Origin of the sequence: Hyphomonas sediminis, assembly GCF_019679475.1 — a bacterium.
Taxonomy (GTDB): Bacteria; Pseudomonadota; Alphaproteobacteria; order Caulobacterales; family Hyphomonadaceae; genus Hyphomonas; species Hyphomonas sediminis.
Map to the genome: position 1 here is coordinate 2,783,203 of NZ_JAIEZP010000001.1, position 22,711 is coordinate 2,805,913.

At 58.5% G+C, this 22,711-nt stretch carries 10 protein-coding genes; 3 read left to right on the plus strand and 7 right to left on the minus strand.

The window, feature by feature from the left end; translation table 11 throughout:
* Positions 1-41: 41 nt before the first annotated feature.
* Together K1X12_RS13670 and K1X12_RS13675 are read right to left on the minus strand one after the other, a co-directional pair.
* On the minus strand, positions 42-2,444 hold the full coding sequence (locus tag K1X12_RS13670) for a GumC family protein (protein WP_220988117.1): 2,403 nt from the start codon (positions 2,442-2,444) through the stop codon (positions 42-44).
* 63 nt (positions 2,445-2,507) lie between these two features.
* Positions 2,508-3,794, minus strand: a complete 1,287-nt coding sequence (locus K1X12_RS13675) for an outer membrane beta-barrel protein (protein ID WP_220988118.1) — start codon at positions 3,792-3,794, stop codon at positions 2,508-2,510.
* Between the two features lie 367 nt (positions 3,795-4,161).
* On the opposite strand from K1X12_RS13675, the gene K1X12_RS13680 reads away from it, so the two are divergent.
* The 3 genes from K1X12_RS13680 to K1X12_RS13690 all read left to right on the plus strand — a co-directional run bounded on the left by K1X12_RS13680 (position 4,162) and on the right by K1X12_RS13690 (position 8,170).
* Positions 4,162-5,337: an L-lactate dehydrogenase gene (locus K1X12_RS13680; RefSeq protein WP_220988119.1), complete on the plus strand. Its 1,176-nt coding sequence runs from the start codon at positions 4,162-4,164 to the stop codon at positions 5,335-5,337.
* A 230-nt stretch (positions 5,338-5,567) separates the two neighbouring features.
* The gene (locus tag K1X12_RS13685) at positions 5,568-6,797 is read left to right on the plus strand and encodes an acyltransferase family protein (protein ID WP_220988120.1); all 1,230 of its coding nucleotides are present in this window, start codon (positions 5,568-5,570) and stop codon (positions 6,795-6,797) included.
* Between the two features lie 230 nt (positions 6,798-7,027).
* Positions 7,028-8,170 (plus strand): glycosyltransferase family 2 protein, encoded by a 1,143-nt coding sequence (locus K1X12_RS13690; RefSeq protein WP_220988121.1) that lies wholly within the window; start codon positions 7,028-7,030, stop codon positions 8,168-8,170.
* 90 nt (positions 8,171-8,260) lie between these two features.
* On the opposite strand, the gene K1X12_RS13695 is transcribed toward K1X12_RS13690, so the two are convergent.
* The 5 genes from K1X12_RS13695 to K1X12_RS13715 all read right to left on the minus strand — a co-directional run bounded on the left by K1X12_RS13695 (position 8,261) and on the right by K1X12_RS13715 (position 22,254).
* On the minus strand, positions 8,261-9,100 hold the full coding sequence (locus K1X12_RS13695; protein WP_220988122.1) for a sulfotransferase family protein: 840 nt from the start codon (positions 9,098-9,100) through the stop codon (positions 8,261-8,263).
* A gap of 162 nt (positions 9,101-9,262) precedes the next feature.
* Complete coding sequence (locus K1X12_RS13700) at positions 9,263-10,462, minus strand: hypothetical protein (RefSeq protein ID WP_220988123.1); 1,200 nt, start codon at positions 10,460-10,462, stop codon at positions 9,263-9,265.
* Between the two features lie 5 nt (positions 10,463-10,467).
* Positions 10,468-11,388, minus strand: coding sequence for an alpha/beta hydrolase (locus tag K1X12_RS13705; RefSeq protein ID WP_220988124.1), 921 nt, complete (start codon positions 11,386-11,388; stop codon positions 10,468-10,470).
* A 34-nt stretch (positions 11,389-11,422) separates the two neighbouring features.
* On the minus strand, positions 11,423-17,698 hold the full coding sequence (locus tag K1X12_RS13710) for a type I polyketide synthase (protein ID WP_220988125.1): 6,276 nt from the start codon (positions 17,696-17,698) through the stop codon (positions 11,423-11,425).
* A gap of 5 nt (positions 17,699-17,703) precedes the next feature.
* Positions 17,704-22,254 carry a MupA/Atu3671 family FMN-dependent luciferase-like monooxygenase gene (locus K1X12_RS13715; RefSeq protein WP_220988126.1) on the minus strand — a complete coding sequence of 1,517 codons (4,551 nt, stop codon included), beginning with the start codon at positions 22,252-22,254 and terminating at the stop codon, positions 17,704-17,706.
* Between the last annotated feature and the right edge of the window lie 457 nt (positions 22,255-22,711).

Consider the following 22,711-nt stretch of genomic DNA (forward strand, 5'->3'; position numbering starts at 1 on the left):
CTCTTCGTCGGACACCCCACACAAGGGGTGAGCCCCTCTTCTCACTCGGCCGAAATGCGATCTGTCTGATCACCGCGACTGCTGGCCTTCGACGGCGGCACCTGAAGCGCAATGGACGATTTAGGTCCTTTGTTGGACGCCTTCTTGGAGGCGCGCCCCCAGCCGAAAAGGCTGCGCTTAGCTTCCATCTGATAGTACTTCCGATAGGCCTTGTAGGTCGCACCCGGATCTCGGTGATGGCGACGACGATTAAGGTCCACCATGTTGAGCGTAACGCCGAGAAGGTCTGCCTTGAAGTTCCGCAGGAGAGCGAGGGACTGACGGGCTGCCGAGCGGGTCGTCTGCCGCCAGCGAACAACGAGGATACACTTATCCATTTTACCCGCCACCACACGCGCCTCTGCCATCAGCAGCAACGGGCCAGTGTCGACGAGGATCAGATCATACATCGACCGCAGGCGAGCGAGCAATTCATCGAATGCACGCGTACCGAATACATCGTGCGGCGTATGCCCATTCAGAGAAAGCGGGAGGATGTCGAGCATCGTCTTGTGGTCTTTGACGATTGCATCAGACAGCTGACCTGCGCCGAACAGATGCTCTACGAAGCCGATCTCAGGCTTCAGGCCAGCCATCTCCGTGAGCTGACGACGGCGGAAGTCGCCATCGATGACCAGCGTACGCGAGCCCGACATTGCCGACATGCGACCAAGGCTGAGCGCAAGGCTGGTTTTGCCTTCGTCCGGAAGCGAGGAAGTGATCGCCACCGTTTTCGTTTCGCTGTCGAGGTCCGAGAACGCGATCGCAGCCCGCAGGTATCGAATGCTCTCGGCATAGGCGGAAAGCGGATTCTCGACCAGGAAGTCGGCCGGGTTCGTCTGACCGATGCCGAGAATGCCAGCCGTGCGGATCAGTGGAACAGAACCGATCGGATTAGATCCAAGTTTGTTCTCGATGTCGTCAGAGGAACTGAGATGGGAGTCAAAAAACTCCGCAAGAATGGCCAGGCCACCGCCAATGATTGCCCCGAGGATACACCCCAGCAGAAGATTGAAAAACTTCCGTGGCGCAGCCGGGCTCGACGGAACAGAAGCCGTAGAGAGAATGCTTGAATCTGCCGTGATCAGGGCGTCTTGTTCGCGCGTTTGTTTCGAACGAGCCAGGAATTCCTCGAGCATGACCCGGCTGGTTTCCGAATCGCGCTCCAACTCACGAAGACGAACCAAATTGATATTGTTTCCGCGAAGCTGAGACGTCGAGCGGCCGATTTCGTTCTGGATAGAATTGTACTGCGATTGCGCGACGCGCACTTCGCTCTCGAGATTGGCCGCAATGCGGTTCATCTCGGCGTTCAGCTGACGATCAATGTCGGCGACCTCATTTCGGGCGCTGATGATATCAGGGTGACGTTCACCGAGACGCGTTTCCAGTTCCGCAACCCGACGCAGAATTTCGGACCGGCGTGTTTTCAGATCGTTGATCAGGTTCGAGTTGATAACTTCAGAAACACCCTCAACACCTGCGCCGCTGTCGATCTGGCGACGCATGCTTTCATAGCGGGCGCGAGCGCGATCCAGCTCGATTTGAGCCTGGCCGCGCTGGGAGGTGAGGTAGCCGATCTGCTGTTCGGTCAGCGTCGTGCCCTGAGCTTCCAGAAGGCCCGTCTCAGCTCGGAAGGCTTCGACGCGCTGCTCCTTGTCCTCCACCTCTTCGCGGAGGCCGGCAACCCGCTCCTGCAGCCATTCGGTCGCTTTGCGCGTGGCTTCATATTTCTTTTCAAGCTGCTGAACGCGGTATTGTTCGGCAACTTCGTTTGCCAGGCGCGCCGCTGTCTCAGGCGACGGGCTGGAGACGTCGACCGTCAGGAGGTAGGTTGCGCCAATCCGGCCAACCTGCACTTTGCTCGCGAGCGTCCCGACGACACTTTCAAAAACCTCAGCTTCTTTCTGTTCCGGCGTGAAGCCCGCAAACGGGTCCTTATCAGAAGTGTCCCCGCCCAGCATTCCAACAACGGACTTCTTAACCGAAGAGGCAAAACTGTCCTTCTTGGGGCGGAGCGTCCAGTTGAACTCAGGATCTTCGATCAGCCTCTGCTTCTCTGCCACGCGGCGCAGGAGTGTCTTCGAACCGATCACCCGGACTTCAGTGTCGATCACTGAGGTCGTTGCTCCGCCCGCACCGGAGAACAGCGCACCCAAATCAATAACGTTGATCTGGTTCGTATCCAGCTGGATAACCGCCTGCGCCTTATAGGTTGGCGTTTGGGTGAATGTGTAGAAAGCAACAAGCCCGAAGACGGTCACGAACCCAGTGAGAATTAGCCAGAATCGCCGGTAGACGATCCCCAGCAGCACCTTGATATCGAACAGGTTTACATCCGACCCGTCAGAGTTGCTTCCGTGGCCGGAAGAGGATGGGATTTCGATCATATACGACTTGGTCAAGGTGATGTCTCTGAGGATACACCGGAAGCCCGCAACATGCGGGCTTCCTGCAGATGGTACAAATTAGGGGAACAGACGAACGCCGATACCGGCAGTTGTCTCACCGATGGAAGGCTCAACGAAAAACGGTGCGCCCGAAATGTCCCGATCGAACCGGCTCACGAAAGCATTGAAGTGCACGCGGCGGTTCATCTTGTAGAGTGCGGTCACGCCGAACTCGGTATTCTCGTCCTTGCGGTTGCTTTCCTCGAAATCATACTGATTGTAGCGGGCGCTCGCCGAAAGGATGATATTGCGGCGAAGCTCGTGATCGAGACGAACGCCGAAATTGGTGTCGAGCGCGGTCGGCGCGCTGAAAGCGCCTGTGTCAGAAACCCGGCGGCCACCCGTGAACGTCACAGTCGTCAGCTGTGTCGGGAACCACTGGACACGCCCGTCGACGGACAGTCCGCTGACATCGCTGAAGTAGCTGTCGTCCTTGGTTTCGTTCAGATAGCCGACAGCAACGTCCCCTCGCACCAGCGAGGTCAGTTCGAAATCGACACCGCCAGAAACGGTGTAGCCTTGCGAATCACGCGAGCGCAGGTTTCCGCCGATGAACTGAAGTGTGTCGTAATCGCTTTGCTGGTAAGTTGCCTGTCCAAAGACCGCGAAGTTCGGCGAAACAGCGTAGGAAAGACGGGTACGCGCATCCTTCACCGACCGATCGCGATAGCTCTGATCTATGGGGAGACCCGATCCGATTTCACGGCCGTTTTCATAATCTTCCTGACGGATGCCGGCGGCATTGGTCCAGCGGAAGCGATCGCTTTGGTAATTCGCTTCGACAGTCGCGCCCTGAATGTTCAGGCCGATCGGCGCATCCGGGCTGAATTCATTGACAAACTCAGTCCGGCGCTCGACCCGGTCTTCGACAAACACAGAGCCACCAAGCGCGAAAGAGCGACTGACATCCACTCGGCCACGCAGGCGTGCGCGGAGATCGTTGTAAGACTCGTCGCCCTGATCAACGTACTCATTGCGATAAGCCGAAACGTCGAAACCGAGATTGTGAACGCTCCACATTGTGTCGCCGGAAACCTCAGCGCCAACGCGGGCGATCATACCCGACTCTTCGTTTGCGCCCGAGAAGAAAACGTTGTCCGAATATGAGACACTGGCTTCGGCGGCGGGCCGCACCATGAAAGCGCCCAAGCGAACGGGCTCCGGATCGAATTCCGGCTGGCTGCGATCCTGCACAGCCGTGTATTTGTCCCGGCTGTAATAGTTATTTTCCTGAGCGTGAGCCGCAGTAGTTGCGACGGCACACATGGCCACGCTCATCAGGCTAAGGCGCTTGAGATCAGTCATGCTGGTATCGTTCTCACTTTGACTATCCGGCCATCCGGGCCGATTTCCCGCAATGTTAAGTGCAATTTCGGCACCACCCCACTGGCGGCCTGCAACAGCTGTTAACCGAAGGGTTCTGCTGCACGCTGTTTACGCGGAAATGGATTACAAATGAATATCACGAACCCTGAGTTTTCGCCTATCAAGCGGGTTTCTCCTGCAGAATTCGCATATGAAGCGCGACTTTGAAGCAATAACAATGTGTAAACAGGCACATTGAAATTCGATGTAAATGAAATGTGAACGGCTTTGGCGGCGGTCGTTTTACCGCCCGGAAGCAGCGAATCTGGCTTTACCTGAGGCTGAGCCACCAATTAGTTTCAGCTCCATGCCGACTCTCTCCCTCGCACCAGCCTCCGCTTCCGATTACCGCCTGCTGGCCGAAAAGCGCCTGCCCAGATTCCTGTTCGACTATCTGGATGGCGGTGCGTATGCAGAGCTGACCTTGCGCCGCAACATTGCGGATCTGGAGGCGCTGGAACTGCGCCAACGGATTTTGCGGGACGTTTCCAGTCTCTCCACACGGAAAGACTTTCTAGGCAGCTCTCTAACGATGCCGCTTGCCTTGTCTCCCGTCGGGTTGTCGGGAATGATGGCCCGGCGGGGTGAAGCACGCGCCGCGAAAGTCGCCGGCAAGTTTGGAATACCCTACTGCCTGTCCACACTTTCGATTTGTTCTGTCGAGGAAGTCGGCGCGGCCACAGAGGGACCGTTCTGGTTCCAGCTTTACATGATCCGCGACAGGGGCGCCGTGGCCGACCTGATTGCCCGTGCGAAAGCTGCCGGCGCAACAGCCTTGCTGCTAACCGTTGACCTGCCGGTCGTCGGAACCCGTTACCGCGATGTTCGAAACACCATGAGCGGCGGCGGCGGCGCATGGGCCAATCTGCGCCGCGGTCTTATCTCTTATATGCTCCATCCCCAATGGGCGGTGGATGTTGGAATGAATGGCGGGCCCCACATTTTCGGCAATGTCGCGCCGTATGTTGCCAATGCGTCCACACCTGCCGATTTCGCTGCCTGGGCCAACTCATCGATCGACCCTTCCGTCAGCTGGGCAGACATTCAGTGGATCCGCTCCAAGTGGGATGGCCCGCTAATCATCAAAGGCATCCTAGATCACGAAGACGCCATTGAGGCGGTGAACCGGGGCGCAGACGGCATCGTTGTGTCCAATCATGGTGGTCGGCAGCTGGATGGGGTGAGCTCGTCCCTTCGGGCACTTCCGCCCATCGCGGATGCCGTATCCGGGAAAACGCTGATCATTCTCGACGGCGGCATTCGGTCAGGGCAGGACGTTCTCAAAGCGCTTGCGAGCGGTGCTGATTTAACCATGATGGGGCGCCCTTGGGTGTACGCACTCGCAGGCGCCGGCGAAAAAGGGCTGTCAGATCTTCTGAGCGCTATGAAAGGCGAGCTTTCAGTTTCCATGGCGCTGACTGGCATCACTTCGGTGACTGACGCCTCGCCCAACCTATTGTTCAGATCGCCTTTGCAAGCCTGAGATTTCCGTCGATGCCGTATTGGCACAGTGGCGTTGGCCTGCCGCCCCACACAGACAGCAAAGGGAACGGCATCGCAGGCGCGCTCGGATGTTTTGAACCGGCACGCAACCTGCATGTGTAAGCGTGCCCTCGATCCGGGCGGCAAGCATTGGGGCACGTCTCAACGCCAAAGACCGGAGCAGGCGTACAGAAAAACAATGCCACCGCGCATGCTCGCTGCAGGATTCACATGACAGGCACCGCCCCACCGCCCCCTTCCGGTCATGTCGACGCGCTTACCGGACTCCGCGGCGTTGCCGCCTTTTCTGTTGTTCTGGCGCACTTTACCATTCGCTGGACTGAACAGTTCAACGGCGAATCCATCTATCCGTATGGCGATATTGTTCCCAGCTGGCTAACCCCTAGCCTGCCAGTACTCGCATTTGGCGTGAACCTGTTCTTCCTCATTTCCGGCTTCGTGATGGTCGCCTTCCTGCGCCACTCCACCAGCTTGTTTGACTTCACAGTTCGTCGCCTGAGCCGACTGTGGCCGGTCCTAATTCTCTGTTCGGCGCTGACGACACTGATCATTATGGGAGTCGGCATTCACAATCGCTTTGAGTCACTTCAGGGCTGGGCTGTCACACCGCTGGAGTTCGTCAGCTCAATCCTGTTCATCGACCCCGCCGACATTGGCCGGATGACTGGCAATCCAAATCTGGATTGGGTGGACGGCGCATATTGGACGCTGTGGGTGGACGTTAGGTTCTACGTCCTGGTGGCAATTGTCTACCGCCTCTTCAGTGACCGGAAGAACTTTGCGATTGCATGGGTCTTCATTCAGGCCATCTCTGTGGCGATCCTGTTCCTTCAAAGCTACCTGGAAGTCCCCGTGCATTGGACGGCTGGCGCCATCCTGCAGCCTTCCTACCTCTACTGGTTCACCCTGGGCATGGCGGCTTGCTACTATGTGCAGCTCAAGGAACGGGATCTGGCATTTATGCTGGCCGCCGCCGGGGCTATCGCGCTCGTGCTTGAGAGCGTGATTTCAGCGCGGCTGTATTTCGACGGTGCAGTGCTGCCGCAGCTCGGCATCTACCTGGGGCTTGTCCTGGTATTTTCGCTGTCGCTGTTCAAATCTCCGATCACGCCCCTTCTGACAGGTCGCACTGTGCTGCTGCTGGGTGCAGTGTCTTTCCCGCTCTACATCTTCCACCAGCGCGCAGGCCTCACCGCTATGGTTTTCTTCGACGACCTCGGTGTGCCGACACAACTCATTCTGCCGCTTGTCACTGCGTTGGTTGTCGCCATCGCCATCGCCTTACACTTCTTCGTTGAGCGCCCTGTCCGCCAGCTCGCTCTGAAAATCACTGGGCCATGGGTAAATCGTGCAGAACATAAATTTGCGTTTGCCAAATTCCGGAAAGGGCGCACTGTCGCGCAAATGGAGCGCACCGATGCAGTTGGCAGCCAGCCATGACCACCACGCTGAACTCACTGTACGATTGTTTGGTATCCCCCATTCGGCACAATGCCTGCAGGGCGGACCGCAAGTAATCAGTGGCCACACGAGCATTCGCCTGGATGGAAAGTAGCCAGGCGATGGACAAACGCGAAAAACAAGGATGCTCCCAGAGCTTCCAGATGTTATCTTGAGAAACAAACCGATCTGACGGATCGCAACAGTATAGACTATTCGGAACCCGCATAATGTCAGGCGAAATTAGCGTCATTCTGCCCACCTTCAATAGGGCCAATATGATCGCGGAGACGTTGGATTCTCTAATCGCGCAAACCCGCCCTGTGCGAGAAATTCTTGTTATAGATGATGGGTCCACTGACAATACCCATGACGTCATCATGCGGTACGCTCAGAAGGTCACGTATATCCGCAAAGAGAATGGCGGCAAGGCGAGTGCGCTGAACCTGGGCCTGGAACGATGCACAGGCGATTATATCTGGATCTGCGATGATGACGATCTGCTGGAGCCTGATGCTTGCGAACGTTTGGCCGGCGCGCTTGATGCAGACTCGACCCTCGGATTCGCGGCGGGGAAACATGAGGACTTTACGATCGATAGCCGAACAGGCACGCGACTGATCAAACCTCCAGGCCTGTGGCGCCCTTCTCAGCCGGAAGAGATCTTTTCTGATCTACTTGATGGCTGCCATATCTTCCAGCCAGGCCTTATTGTCCGCCGCGAAGTCTACAAACAGGTCGGCAACTTCAATCGGGCCTTCATCCGGTCTCAGGACTACGAGATGCTGCTGCGCATAGCGCGTGCAACGCGCGGACGCCTATTCCCGGAACGGGTCTATCTTCACCGGGAGCATGCTGGCGATCGTGGAACGGCAAAGGAACGATTCTCTGCCAAGGAAAACAATGCGAAATGGATTCAGTTCCATCGCATGATCTTCGAACCGCTGATGGCGGACCTTAACGACCGCGAGCTGTTGCCTCAAGATGTCTGGTCGCGCCCCGATGTTGTGCCCGTCATGGAGCGCGTTGCTCTACTCAAACGGGGCCGTGTATTCGCGCGCCACATGATGTGGGAAGAAGCCCTGGAAACCTTTGGAAAAGTCGCCCAGCTGCAGCCCGATATCCCGTTCAGCCCATTCGAAAAGGATCTCGTAATCGGGGCAACCGCATCGAACTTTGGCTGCGCCCCTATTTACGAAGCGCCCGCCAACCGTTCCGAACTGATGGAATTGAAACACATTTCTCCCACAGGCCGGACGATTGCGGCACTGATCGGCAGGTCCATCCACTGGCGTATCCGCCGAGCCCTGCAAAAGCGCAAACTGCGACAGGCCGCGCGGATGACGACTTTTGCTTTGCGCAGTCAGATCTAACGTATCTGGCGCGCCGGCTTTTACCTCACACTGGCGCTTGATTTGTATAGCTTCGGCTGCGCGCCACCAATGCGACGCGCGCCTTTGATGCTACTTGGCGCCGTAACTCAACTTCTGCATCATTTCATAAAAGCCGGGTGGCAATTCGGACATCTGCTCGGATGTAAGAGTTCGCCTTCCCAACCCGATAGACGCCGGAGTAATCGGCCGGGTAACAGCCTCATGATGCGCATGGCGCCCGACATCCGCGAGCTTCGCAGGCACACGGGTCAGATACTCAACATCGAACTCCAATCCTGCCCAGTCGAAAATGCGACGAAAGACTGCCTCAGGTTCTTGCACCAACTCCTCATAAGATACGGAAAGCGGTGCACGCCGGGCAGACTTCAGATACTTCAAGCAAGCATTGTTGGCATCTATCCACCGCTGACCGGAATCCCGAATGCTGCGCATTCCGGCCTTCACCTGAGAGGCAACGGCATCCACACCATCCCGCTTCAGATAAAGATAGTAGGCATTCGGATAGGCTTTCACGATGTTCTTCAAATATGTCGTATTCCAAGGCGTCTTGTCGCCCCAGCGCGCCGTCGTAAAGCCATGCTCAACGGCCAGGAAAGCATACAGCTCATCATAAAACCGGTGCACAGTTTGCGCTGCCTTGGGTGCCTGTTCCAGGCGCTGCCATAGTGGCGTAAAGCTACCCACTTCGAAATCATCACGGTGCGGATGACGATCAAAATAGGCGCATGCAAGGAACACCTTCTCACGCCAAGTGAGACCGCGCCATTTTGGCCAGCGCGACAGAATCTCACCAAAGACGTAGGTCTCCGGGGGAATGTAGATTTGCCCAGAGGCCATGAACACACGACGCGTCAGCGTATTGCCGGATCTCGGCGCACCAATTACAAAAAGCGGTTCATGCGGCATCATCCTGCACCTCCGGATTTCGAAGCTTCAGAGAGTATCCTGATATGTCGCTCATCTCTAAACCCTTTGTTCGACGCGCTTGGTCGTGGCCGGCGATGGAAGTCGTCGCCCCCCTATACTCCTGCTGAAAGCTACTCGTCATTTCCGGACATACCTTTGCTAGTTTCATCGGCTAACTGAACGGCGGCGATGAAAGCCAACCCATTTTCGCGCAGCCTTCAGTGGCGACGCAAAAACAGCGCCTCTACGCGATTGCGTAACAGGATCACCAAGCAGCTGATCAAGTCGGTCCGGAACAGTTTCCGCAGAATACTGCGCCACGCACCAGAGCCGCGCTTTTTCTGCTGCCGCGCGCTCCGCAGCCAAGTTCGTACGTATACGTTCGAGAACATCAGACACTTCAGAGGGCGCACAATAGAGGGCATGCTCACCAAACGTAGACCTCAAGGAAGGCTGGAGCAAGCAACGGACCCCCATCAGCATAGCCTCCGCAACAGTCCTGCCGAAAGTCTCCGTCCATTGAGAATTGTGGAAATACGAAAAAACATCAAGGCTATCGAGGAACACCGGCACTGCTTCGCCATTGAATGGGATAACGTCCCATCCGTCCACATCCACGCCCATATCCGTAAAGAAGTCGCGCTCCGTTCCCATCGTCCGAATTTGAGTGTTTGCACTACCAGGCAAACTTGCGGCGATGTCTGCGGCGCAATCTCCCCATTTGTCCGCGTGTGGACGGCCATGCCGCCCAACAACCAGATGGGTCGAACAAAGCTTGTTGCGCTTAGGCCGCCAGTCATCCAGGCCAAAACTGTTCGTCCAATCCATTTGGGTCATGCGCAGAAATGGAACGAAACTTCGGAGGTGCTCCCTAGAAAGGCCGGAAATCGGCGCCCAGACCGGATTAACTCCAAATTGCGCCTTGATGCGCCTCTGCACCAGCATGGGGTCGTATGCCAGGGCACCATCCCCCTTGAAGGGCGCCTGATGGCAGACAATGATAGAGCTCCCTGAAACGACCGTGATCGGATTATCTATACCATCCTGAAAAGGCTCCGGATGGTGAAAGAACGCAATCCTGGCCTCAACCACGCGATCAGCCGACACGCGGGAAACCCCGGCCAAGTCTAGAAGCGCCACCAATTTCGGATTGGGCACCTCGTGCGGTTGGAAAAAGCCACGACTAGAAACAAAGTGGATTCCGATCGTGAGACCAGCAGCCTGCAAGCCGCGGACGTCAGCCTCCACGGCCATTGCCGTTCCGCCCATGAAACGGGGATCTACGATGATGAGGGCATCATAGCAGGAACCTGGCGTCATACCTGAAGGACGCTTTTCGAGCGTCGCAGGTTCAGGATTGATCACGGCCTCTACCTCCTGACATCTGTAGTCGCGCTGCTCAGTCTACCGACGAAGTCTGCTACGCGGCGATGATATTCTTCCTGTGCAACCTGAGGGCCGTCGCAGTGGGCGCTCCCCTCAATCAGCCACATCTCCGCGCTGGGTCCAGCCATGCTGATCAAGGATGCTGCATGAGACGTTGAAACAGTGGGATCTTGGCTGCCGTGCACAATGAGTATCGGTCGCGGACTGATCTCAGAAATCACATCTTCAGGAGCAATATACTCGGAAATCCCCGCACGAGATCTGGCTAGAGACACGACCAGTCGCCCCCATAGCCGCGCGATCCAGCCCGCGTGCACGCCGCGTTTTTTCAGCCGGGAGGAAAGTCCGTCGGCTACGAAATCCTCAAAACGCGCGATTGATGCTTCCGCGATCACACCTGATATGGATGGCTCCTTTGCTGCCGCGATGACAGCTGCCGATCCCCCCAGGGAACAGCCAAACACAACGATCTGTGAATAGCCCCGACGACGCATCTCCTGCGCCGCTGCCACGGCATCTTCCGCTTCCCGCACAGCCAGTCCAGTCCCTCGGCTATCGCCATCGCTCAAGCCGTTTTCGCGCAGGTCGAACAGCAACACGGCGGCCCCGGTCGAGCGGAGCATCTGCAGGTTTTTCAAATGGCTTCGTCGATCCCCTGCACGCCCATGAAGCGTCACAAACACGAGATCAGATGGAGTTGCCGCCGGAACCAACCATCCACGCAGAACTTCCCCAGTTGGGGCCGAAAAGCTTACATCTTCAAAATCAATCCCGAATGTAGATCGGGGTGTTTCGGAAAAGGAGAAGCCTTCCGGGTTCGGCTGACTATACCATTGCGGAGCGATTAGTCCCTTTGACTCCCTCCAAGCAAGGAGAAGGAGCAAAAGAGCAAACGCCGCCAGCAATAAGCCGGCTCCCGCAATCAACGCCCCCCGCATGTCACGCGACCTCGGATACAGGAGTCGTTTCTGCGTCCAGCGCCTCAAGCCGGCGGGAAATATCCTCGGCGACAGCTTCGATATTGGGGGTTCTGAGGATGTTGTAGTGATCCGCGTCGAGCACAACGACTTCCATATTTCCCGTCAGAATACCATCCCAGCCCAGCTTGTTGCCTGCGCGTTCGAAGGGTAGCTCGGCATTCTTCGCGCGGTATAACAATGCATCACCTTCATATTGCGGAGGATGGTACAGCTTCTGAGCCCGTTTGTACCCGTCGATAACTTGCCGGGAGAAGATTTCGATGTGTGATTTCGGTGCCGGCGGCGGTTTGGGCTCAAACCGTGAGCGAACCTTTTCAACAACCTTATTCGCCCGTTTTACAGCTCGGGCGCCGATCTCTCCGAAATCAAGTTTAGTCCACCCTTTCATTTTCCCGGCTAGGCGTTTGACCTCATTGTCTATCCGGATCGGGCGATACATTTCTTGCGGCGCCAGCGTATCAAGCATGCACAGGAATTCGACTTCCCGTCCGCTTTGCTTCAGCTGATGCGCCATCTCGACAGCGATCACTCCGCCACCGGAGTATCCTACCAATCGATAGGGGCCAACCGGGTCCAGAGAAAGAATATGACGCACATAAAGCTCCGCCATCTCTTCAATGGTTTCCAGAATCGGCAGGGATCCGTCGATGCCTTGTGCCTCCACACCATATACGGGTGAGCCACACTTCAGCCCATCCGCAAGCGGCTTGAACACAAGCGCAGTTCCGCCCGCGCCGTGGATCAAGAAGACCGGCTTCTTCTCCGACGCGCCCGGCACCATTCTCACCAGAGGTGTCCAGCGGCTCTTGGTGATTGGTTTTGCGGCCGGTTTTTTCGGCAATTCCGATACCGTACCCTGAGCTGGCTCTGCCGCCTCTGCCGTTCCGGCCTCTCCGGAATTCGCCTCTGCTTCCGCACCGTGAGTTTCCGCTGCATCTTCCGGCAATTGTTCGCGCACCATAACTGCGAGGGCACGGATGGTTGGCGCTTGCAACAACGCGCTCAAAGCCAGCTCAACGCCCATCTCGCGGCGAATACGAGCAAACAGTCGAACACCGGTCAGCGATCCGCCGCCGTAAGAAAGAAACTCTTCGTCGAGCCCAAGTGTGTCAACTCCCAGGATTTCGGCGCACATCTGGGCGAGCCTTTGCTCGACGGGATCTCCCGCGTTCACCGCCTTACCGTCTCCTGCCTTCTTGCCGGTGGCAGACATTGTGTCCGCAGGCGCCCGTGTCAAATGCAGGATCTGAGCAATCGACACTGGCGTAACGACAATGGAGGAGGCGCCTTGCGTGAAGATCTGCTCAAACACAGCGCGGGACTCAGCTGAACGGATCCCCTCCGCCATTAGACGTTCCCGAATATCTGCATCCGGATTGGGAAGCGTCGGCACTTCACCAGAAAAGGTGACCCGCCGGAAGGACGCGCCACGGATTTCCAGCAACACGCCGCCCGTTTCATCCCTAAGGTCAATATCAAAGGACGCGGCGTCTTCTTCGACAGACTGCATACGGCACACCGCCGAGAACCGCTGCTTCAGAGCGCCGAATATTCTTACCTCATCGATAGACACAGGCGCGAACACGCCGCGTTCGGCGTCGTTTTCCAGCAAGAACAGACCAACCGCAAAGCTGGTGTCGAACAGGGCCGGGTGAATACGATAGCTTCTAAGATCGGATGCGAACTCTGGCGCGAGAACGAACTCAGCGGTCGCGACACATTCCCCTGTTCTTGCGTGCACCACGTTTTTCCAACGCGGACCAAAGCCGACACCACGGCTATCGAGCGTCAGCAACTCTGCTGACACCTCATCCGGGCAGGAAACTTGGCCAATCGGGCTTGTATCCGCAGACATGCGTTTGGAGATGCTGGCGTCAAAGTGCAGCAGCCAACCTTCGCCGGCATGAACGCGGCTTTCCACTTCAATGTGGTATCCATCGTCCTCAAGCGGCGTCAGCGTGGTACGCACCTGACGCGATTGACGCGGCTGGATCACCAACGGCACCACATAATTCAGCCTGCTGATCTCCACCGCATCGCCCATGCCGCCTGCCAACGCCGCGGCGCTGGCAATCTCGACATAAGCCGCCCCCGGAAGAACGGCCTTGGTGCCAATCCGGTGCTCGGCCAGCGCCCACAGGGCCGCTTCAGAATAGGTTTGGTGGAAATGCAATTTACCGTCTCGGCTATCAGACTTCGCTCCGAGCAACGGATGAAGAATGCCACCCTCGCCTGACGCACCAGTATCAGCCGCACGCTTCGCCATGCCGACATCGGACCACACGCCCCAGGTGATAATCATCCCGTCGCATCGCGACGCAGCAACCGACTCAGCAATCGCATTGGCAGCCACATAGTCACTTTGCCCGGGAGGAGTAATCAGCATACTGGTTGATGAAAACACCGCAAACAGATCGACCTCACCTTCAGGGAACAGACGGTCGAGAACAGCAGCACCATCGGCCTTCGCCGCAAGCACTCCATGCGCATCTTCCAGGGATTTCATCGCCATGGGCGCATCGTTGATCGTGCCGGCGCCATGGAACAAACCATTGACGGCGCCAAATCGGTCCCGAACCTCTTCCAGAACGCGTTGCATGTCTTCTTCATCGGAAACATCGGCAGAGATCGCCAGAACTTCTGCCCCCAACGCTTCAAGCGCGAGCAAATCCCGTACTTTTGCGACATCGGCGGATGGCCCTCGGCCCTCTGCCAGGGTGCCCCAGCTCTCTCTAGGCGGAATACTCGAGCGCCCCACCAAAACCAGACGCGCCTTGACCGTTTCGGCAAGATACTGTGCCAGCTCCATGCCAATGCCGCCAAGGCCGCCGGTGATCAGATAGACGCCGCGTTCGCGCAGCTTGTTGCGGTCGAGCGGAATCGCGCTGCGCTCAAGCGCCGGTGTAAACCGCTCGCCCTTACGCCAGGCGGCAACTGGCGCGCCCCCATCGCTATCAATTTCCTTCAGGATGTTGTCTGCCATATCTGCCGCGCTGGCTTCTGTATCCAGGTCAACCACGCGTGACCGGACGCCAGACTGCTCTGCCGCGAGCATCTGCCACGGCCCCAAAACGGCGGCCTGCATGGCGTCGCAGTGGTCTCCGGCGCTGACCGCCAAGGCGTTCTGTGTCAATGCAACAAAGTGTGCGCCTTCAGCCCAGCCGGTGAGTTGCAGGGCTTTGGCCAGCGTAAAGCTGGCGTCGAAAGCGCCCAGACGCTTGTCGCTGCCCGCAAAAAGTCGCGGCCAGAAGAAAAGAACCGTGTCGGGCTCAGACGGTTCGTTCGACAATGCCTCAATGAGTGGAGCGTAATCCTCGGCCCCGGCATCAAATGCAAAGCCCGATCCGTCTCCGCGCGGCTGATCCGCCGCCGGATCATGCGAGACGACGATACAGGAATCTCCGCGCGCCACCAACCGGTCGATCAGACCGAAAGCAGCATCGCTGCCATCGCTGAAGATCACATGCTTTCGTTTCCTCCGCCCGGCGGTCTCAATCGGTGCCTTCTTGAAGACGCGCGCCTCAATCCAGGAGGATATGTCGGCACGCCGCAGGATTTGCTGAACCTCGTCATCGTTATCCGCCCGGCCTTTTCCGGGCTCGATCCAGTGACGTTGCCGCTCAAAGGCGTAAGTCGGCAGCGATATCCGCCGAAGCCCTTCCCCTTTCCGCACCCGCGCAAAATCTACCGGAACGCCGAGCGTCCAGAGATTGCCGAATGCGGAAAGCGCGTAAGCCTGGTCGTCTTGCGGATCGACGGCTGTCGGCAATGTCGGCACGCATCCCCGAGCAGAATGTTCCGATTGCACCAGCCCGGCAAGCGCACACAGCGCCTGCCCCGGCCCCACCTCAACCAGAATAACATCCGGCGAGGAAAGCGCCGCCGAGAGCCCATCGGCAAATCGCACGCACCCGCGAAGGTGGTTCACCCAATAGTCGGGCTTGGACATTAGGTTCGGGTCGGCAACTTCGCCCACGAGGTTGTTGATAAAATCGACCTTGGGCGCAGACAGCTTCACGCTCTCCAGCCGCTTACGGAACCGCTCGAGCCCGCTATCGAGCATACGCGAATGCGCGGCCACTTTGATGCGCACCGGTGCATGCTTGATGCCTTCGGCTGCAAGACGCTTCGAAAACTCGGCAAGCGGTTCATCCGCCCCCGAAACAACCGTCACCTGTGGCGAATTCAGAACGGCAATATCGAGATCGTCACCCAGCAGTCTCCGCACACTCGCTTCATCATGCTGAACACTGATCATTCCGCCTGCGGGCGCGCTTTCGAACAGCGCACCGCGCTCCAAAACGACTGCAATAGCATCCTGCAAGGACATGACACCGGCCAGAACTGCGGCAGCGTATTCTCCCGCGCTGTGCCCGATCACGGCATCGGGCGTTACGCCCCAACTCTCCCAGAGTTTCGACAAGCCGTATTCAACGATGAAGACTGCCAGCAAGGAATAGGTCGGCCGCTCCAGCGCCGCTGATCCTGCGGTAAAGTCTTCGGACGCAAACATCACCTTGCGAAGATCGCTCGCGAGGCTTGGCTCCAGGGCCGCGAAACATGCGTCCGCTGCGGTGCGGAACACAGCATTGTTCTTGTACAGAGACCTGCCGGCATTCGGATATTGCGCGCCGCCGCCCGGGAACATGAATACGATGCGCGGCTTGGCATCCTTTGCCGTGGCGGCAGTTCTTTTCCAGGCGCCGTTTGCCGACAGTTGATCCGCAAGTTCTGCCATGTTTGACGCGACAACTGCGGCGCGGTGATTGAAATCACGCCGTCCCGTCTGCAGAGTGAAGGCTGCATTTGCGATGCAGAAATCCGGCCCCGGATCACCTGAAAAATCGCGCCATTTCGCGATCAGGCCATCAAGGGACTCTTTGGTTTTTGCCGAAAGCGGAAACACGTAGGGGCCGCTCGTCATTGCGCCGGGGCGCGCAGGCGCCTCCTCCAAAATAACGTGCGCGTTGGTTCCGCCTACGCCGAGGGAGTTGACCCCGGCCCGGCGCGGCTTCGCGCCGCGCTGCCAATCGCGGCTGTCACCAACGACCTTGAACGGGCTGCGTCCGAAATTGAACCGGCTGTTGGGGCTGTTGAAATTCAGCGTCGCAGGCAGTTTTTCGCCGCGCATGGCAAGGGCAACCTTGATCAGCGAGGCGATGCCAGCCGCTGTGTCGAGGTGGCCGATATTGGTCTTCACAGAGCCGATCCCGATGGAGCCGGCGCCTGCGCCATCATACGCCTGCTGAAGCGCAGACAGCTCGATCGGATCACCCACCAGCGTGCCTGTTCCGTGTGCTTCAATGTATTCAACGGAGTCCGGCTCGACGCCCGCCACAGCCAGAGCCTCAGAGGCAGCCATCGCCTGACCATCAATACTTGGCGCCAGATATCCGGCTTTGCGTGCCCCATCATTATTGATGGCGGAGCCGAGGATCACCGCATGAATGTTATCGCCATCCCGCAGCGCGTCGTCTAGGCGGCGAAGCGCAACAACTGCTGCGCCGCTGCCAAACAGCGTCCCATCGGCAGCATCGTCAAACGCGCGACAGTACCCGGTGGATGACAGGATCTCACCTTCCGCATACCGATACCCGCGGCCATGCGGCAGGTCGATGCTGGCGCCGCCCGCGAGCGCCATATCACATTCGCGCGACAAAAGGCTCTGGCACGCCTGATGGATTGCAACCAGAGACGTTGAACAAGCCGTCTGCACGCCAACGCTCGGCCCGTGCAGGTCCAGCAGGTAGGAAACCCGCGTCGTCAGGAAGTCCTTGTCGTTGCCCGTGTGGCGCAGAAGGAACATCCCCCAGTTTTCCACCAGCTCCGGATTGCTGAGCAGGTTGAATGCCAGATAGGCCTGCATGCCGCATCCGCCGAACACGCCAATGGCGCCATCGAACTTGTCCGGCATATGCCCGGCGTCCTCCAGCGCTTCCCAGCTGCATTCCAAAAAGTGACGGTGCTGAGGGTCGAGGATCGCAGCTTCCTTCGGACTGAATCCGAAGAATCCAGCGTCGAACATTTCCATATCCGGCAACTGCATTGTTGCGCGAATATAGTTCGGATCCTGAATAGTGGAGAACGGCACGCCAGCGGCGATCAGCTCTTCTTCGTTCAGCCAGCGGGTGGCATCGCGCCCTGCCGACAGCATGTTCCAATACTCTCGGACAGAACGCGCGCCCGGAAAATGTCCGGCCATGCCAACAATGGCGATACTGTTCTCATCGGCCATGGGAGTTACGCTCCTGCTGGGTGACGGCGACGGGCCGCGAGGCGCGCTTGCGCCCGGCCTATCCCTGCATTCACCTTGTCCTTATCTCCACCCTCACCCTCGCGGATACGGGTGGCCAACGTTCTGACTGTCGGGAAACGGAAGACGTCCGTTATGCTGACATTGCCATCAAATTCTGCTTGGACGCGGCGCAGCATCTGGAAGGCCAGAAGAGAGTGCCCCCCCAGATCGAAGAAATTGGCGTTCACATCCAGCGCGCTCAATCCGAGCAGCTCACACCACAGGGTCGACAGGCGCTGTTCGACTTCATTGTCCGCAGCTTCCATAACGCCGCTGGTGACCGCGTCAGGCGCCGGAAGCGCCTTGCGGTCGATCTTGCCATTGGGTGTCAGCGGGAATGCCGGCAGCGACACAAACTGCGCGGGCACCATGATTTCCGGCAACTCCTGGGAAAGCTGGGCTTTCAGCGCCTTGAAGTCCGGCGTGGCGCCCGGCTTCGAAACGCAATATGCCACAAGGCGCTTGCTCTCGCTGGTATCCCCCAGCGCCACCACGACAGCCTGGGCGATCTCATCGGTGCCCACCAGGGCCGCTTCGATTTCGCCAAGTTCGATACGATGTCCCCGCAGCTTTACCTGGTGGTCGATCCGTCCAAGGAACTCCAGCTTCCCGTCCGGATGACGGCGAACAAGGTCGCCAGTCCGGTACAGGGTCTCCCCAGGGCGATCCGCCAGCGTAACAAAGCGTTCGGCTGTTAGTTCCGGGCGATCCCAGTAGCCGAGCGTGACACCGTCGCCACCGATCAGCAGCTCTCCTGCGGCCAGCGCAGGCTGCGCCCGTCCACTAGCGGAATCGATCCGCAGCGTCGTATTGATCAGCGCTTCGCCTAGCGGAATGAAGTTTCCAAACTCTGTGAGGTCACACATGGTCGACCAGATCGTCGTCTCAGTCGGGCCATACATATTGAACAGCTTGGCTTGGGGCGCATCAGCGCGCAGCGCCCGCGCCAGGTCCATCGGAAGGGCCTCGCCTCCCACGCAAAGCACCTCAAGCCCGGCAAGCTTTTCACGCTCCCCGCCCAGCATCATCGCCATCGACGGCGTGCACTGAAGGTGCGACGCGCCGAAAAATTCGAGATCCTCAGCCACAGAAAAACGCGCCTCGCTGGCGGGCAGTGCCCCGGCCCGCTCCATGACGCGGCGCAGGTAGGGCAAATGTTCGATTGCCAGATCCTGGTCGACACCGAAATCCACGAGGCAACCGATTTCATCGACGCCGACACCATGAACGCGGCGCGCCATTTCTGCGCAGGTTTCAACGGACCCGAACAGGCCGCTCGTCTGGAAATAGCGCTCGAAAGCGTGATCGAGCAACGCATCCATTTCGTCCGGCGTAAGCGGTTCGGCGTCCATAACTTCCTGTGCCGTGCGACCGGTCTGTTCTCCGCGCTGAACCAGCGTCGGGAAAGTCCAGGCCGCATCCCGCACGAGATCCACAGCAGTACGCAGGTACGCCTTCATCGGCTCCCGGACGACTTCGCGGACGCCCTCATCGGTGTCGCCCACAAAGGAGTGCAGCATCAGGGTCACCTGCCCCTCGCCCGCATGTCCTGCAGCTTTCCACGCCGCGCGATACCGCGCGATGTTGCCCGCCAGCTCGTCAACCGACATCCCGAGAAGGTGAGTCAGGACGTTGAATCCCTGCCGGCCAGCGCTCTCGAAGGCTTCGGCCGCTTTCGCGATGGTCAGCCAGATCGGGAGTTCTTTCTGAACCGGTCGCGGCATAATCCGCGTAGGGATTTCCTGTCCATTCGGATTTACGAATGGCACCGCTTCTCCGCGCCACAGGCGTTTCAGCGTATCAATGCGCTCCGGCAGTGTATCTTTGCGGCCCGCAAAAGCGTCCGGCGCAAGCACGAAATCGTTCGGCTGCCAGCCCGTCGCAATCGCCAGACCAACCCGGCCGCCGGAGATATTGTCGATGACCGACCAGTCCTCGGCAACGCGGACCGGATGATGCAGCGGAAGAACACAACTTCCGGCGCGAATGTGCACATTCTTGGTGATCGACGCCAGCGCTGCGCTGGTCACGGCCGGGTTCGGATACGAACCGCCAAAGTCGTGGAAGTGACGTTCCGGCGTCCAGATCGCTTCGAAGCCATTTTCATCGGCAAACCGCGCGCCAGCAAACAACAGTTTGTATTGGTCAGCATTTGCCGTCGAAGAAGCGGCAAAATAGAACAGGCTGAACGGCTTGCTCTTCTTTGCTTCAGCGCCATGCAGCGCCACGGTCAGTCCGCGCGACAGCGTCCAGAACAGTTCCAGCACGGAAATATCAAAGTTGGGGCTGGTGACGGCCAGCCAGACATCACCGTCCTTGTAAGGAAGGCGCTTATCCATCGCTGCGAAGAAGTTTGCCAGTGCGCCATGCTGCACTTTCACGCCCTTCGGCCGGCCCGTAGAACCTGAGGTGTAGATCAGATAGGCAAGGTCCTGAGCGCTCGACGAAGGCCGCGCCCATCCGTCCGCAGTGCCAGCACGAAGCTCATCAAACGTCAGGCGCGTTGCACGCACACCTTCACCCACACCCTGCACATTGGTCACGACGAAGCGGGAGCGCGAATCTTCGAGCATGTAATCCAGGCGATCCGCCGGATAACCCGGATCAAGCGGCACATAGGCACATCCCGACTTCAGTACGGCCAGCAAAGCCACAACCATTTCGATCGAGCGGCTCATGCAAACGCCGACCGTTTCACCCGGCTGCACACCGCGCGCAGCCAGCTGCGCCGCGACGATGTCGGAAGCTTCGTCCAGCTCCGCATAGCTCAGCGAAGCTTCCCGCGTCTGAAGCGCAATTCGGGCTGGCGTCTTGGCCGCCTGTGCTTGCACGCCGCCATGCATAGAAACGAAGGGAACATTGACGTTCGCTCCGGCTTCGAATGCTGCCCGCATCGCCAGCTCATCGGCGGCGGAAAGTTCGATTGCGGAAACGCTCAGTTCCGGCGCGCGGATCAGCGCGTCGAATGCGGCCTTGATATGCGCCGCCATCGTCGCCGCCACCTGGGCGTCGAATGCAGCGGCGGAGAATCGCAAGGTTGCCTTGCCGGCCACCAGTTGCATCGCAATATCAGCGTTCGGGTGCTTCGGCGCCCCCGCGCCAAGCTCCAGCGCGATGGCAAAGTCAGTTGCCCGCCCCTGTGCGCGCTCTGTCCGCGCCCGGCGCATATACGCATCGACGGACAACGGCCCCTTATCCTTGGCGGCCTCAAGAAGGGCGCGCGCGCGCTGTGTCAGTTCGCCTGCTTTTTCGGCCGGCGAAACATCCAGCACAACCGGGCGCCACGGCTCAAACCAGGCGGCGCTCTGGCCAAGGCCGGAAACATGATCGGCATCATAAAGCGCAACGGCAACCGCAGCAGCCCCGCTGACATGAGCGGACCAGGCGGCAAGCGCCGAAAGCGCTACTGCCACGTCCGCCTGATCTGCCAGAGCAAACTCATGAACACCCGCTGCCGGCGCCATCGCGCGCGGATAAGGCACACCTTCGGCAGCTGGCGTACGCGCGCTTTGCGCCAGCCAGAATGGCTCAGCTTTCGAAGCGGACTTCACCAGCCCATCGAGATGGGCAACCGCATCGTCTGAGAGCGACGGCAAACAAGCCCCAACGCCCAGATCCTTCTGGCCTGTAAGCGACACCGGCGCACCAGCTGAATCCGTAATGCCCTTCAAGCGCACAAGGCTGCCACCCTGAACGGCTACCATCAGGGCGTCTGCGTCATGTCCCACGATAGATCCCGCCGGCAGAACGGATTGCGCACTGCCGGAGAGCTCAAGCTCGTTCACCAGCAGAACGCGTTCACCGGTCCAGAGCTTCAGCGCGGACAACGGATTGTTATAAGGCCCGAAAGACATCGCCCGCGCCAGAGCCAGAACTTCCTCAACCGGCACATCGAAGCGCAAAGTTGCCGCTGCCGCCGGGCGTTTGAATTTTCCAAAGTAGGTGCGCTCGCCCGTTTGCGCGCGTACCGGCACGTCTCCAGCGGACACCGAAGCAAGAATGCGTTTGAAAGCGCTCAGGCCCGCTTCGAAACATTTGGCGTTAAGGCTAAATGCCGTGTCATTGGGGTCGATAGAAACCGGTTCGACGTCCACAATTCCACCGGTGTCCGGCTTGTCGGTCATTTCGTGCCAGGTCACGCCGTGCCCGCTCTCTCCTGCCAGAATGGCCCAGGAGGTCGCATTCAGGCCGGCATACCGAGGCAGCGGGCCATCATGGAAGTTAATCGCCTTTCTGCGCGCGCGCGAAATAAGCTCCCCTGGAAGCATGTCGAGATTGGCGATGCTGAAGAGGTAGTCGAATTCGAGCGCATCCAAATCGTTCGCCGATGCCTCATTTTTATTCAGCACACGGAAGCCGGAAGTGCCAGCATAGCTGGCGATGGCAGCGTCATGCGTTAATATCGCTGTGACCTGGCCGCCCATTGAAACATAGGCGTCGACACATTGCGTCAAAAGCGGCCCATCGCCGACGAACAGCGCAGTAATATTATTCACAATCCACCCACTTCTTGTATTCTACTAACAATTACGCCCCCGTCGTTAAGGTTAATCCGGCACCTCGCCACGATCAAGGCAATCCCCCGCGTGGTTAGCCGATATTCGATCAGGATTGGTAAAATCTCAGGCTTCAATTGCCTGTATCATACGCTGGTCCTGTAAATCCTGCCTTCAGTTGTGCTTCTTGCCAGCCGCACATCCGCCTGCACGCCCTGTTGTGTCCCCACGCATCACGCCTCCCCCATGTTCACTATCGGATCGGGCACTATTCGCCTTCCGGCTTGCCAAATGCAGGATTTGTTCCCACCCCAGATGCGCGCTTTGGTTGCCCCGCCCACAAATAAAATCTGTAGCAACTGCAATGCTGGGGAGAGGGGTACCCCTCGCAGGGGCATCATTTTTGGTGCATGGCACAATAATCTCATTGTGACCGCGCCCCCGATGCTTTCGTTTC

What these genes read in the sequence shown, in the direction of transcription:
- K1X12_RS13680 (WP_220988119.1), top strand. Translation starts at nt 4,162, where the DNA reads ATGCCGACTCTCTCCCTCGCACCAGCCTCCGCTTCCGATTACCGCCTG.
- K1X12_RS13685 (WP_220988120.1), top strand. Translation starts at nt 5,568, where the DNA reads ATGACAGGCACCGCCCCACCGCCCCCTTCCGGTCATGTCGACGCGCTT.
- K1X12_RS13690 (WP_220988121.1), top strand. Translation starts at nt 7,028, where the DNA reads ATGTCAGGCGAAATTAGCGTCATTCTGCCCACCTTCAATAGGGCCAAT.
- K1X12_RS13695 (WP_220988122.1), bottom strand. Translation starts at nt 9,100, where the DNA reads ATGATGCCGCATGAACCGCTTTTTGTAATTGGTGCGCCGAGATCCGGC.
- K1X12_RS13675 (WP_220988118.1), bottom strand. Translation starts at nt 3,794, where the DNA reads ATGACTGATCTCAAGCGCCTTAGCCTGATGAGCGTGGCCATGTGTGCC.
- K1X12_RS13710 (WP_220988125.1), bottom strand. Translation starts at nt 17,698, where the DNA reads ATGGCCGATGAGAACAGTATCGCCATTGTTGGCATGGCCGGACATTTT.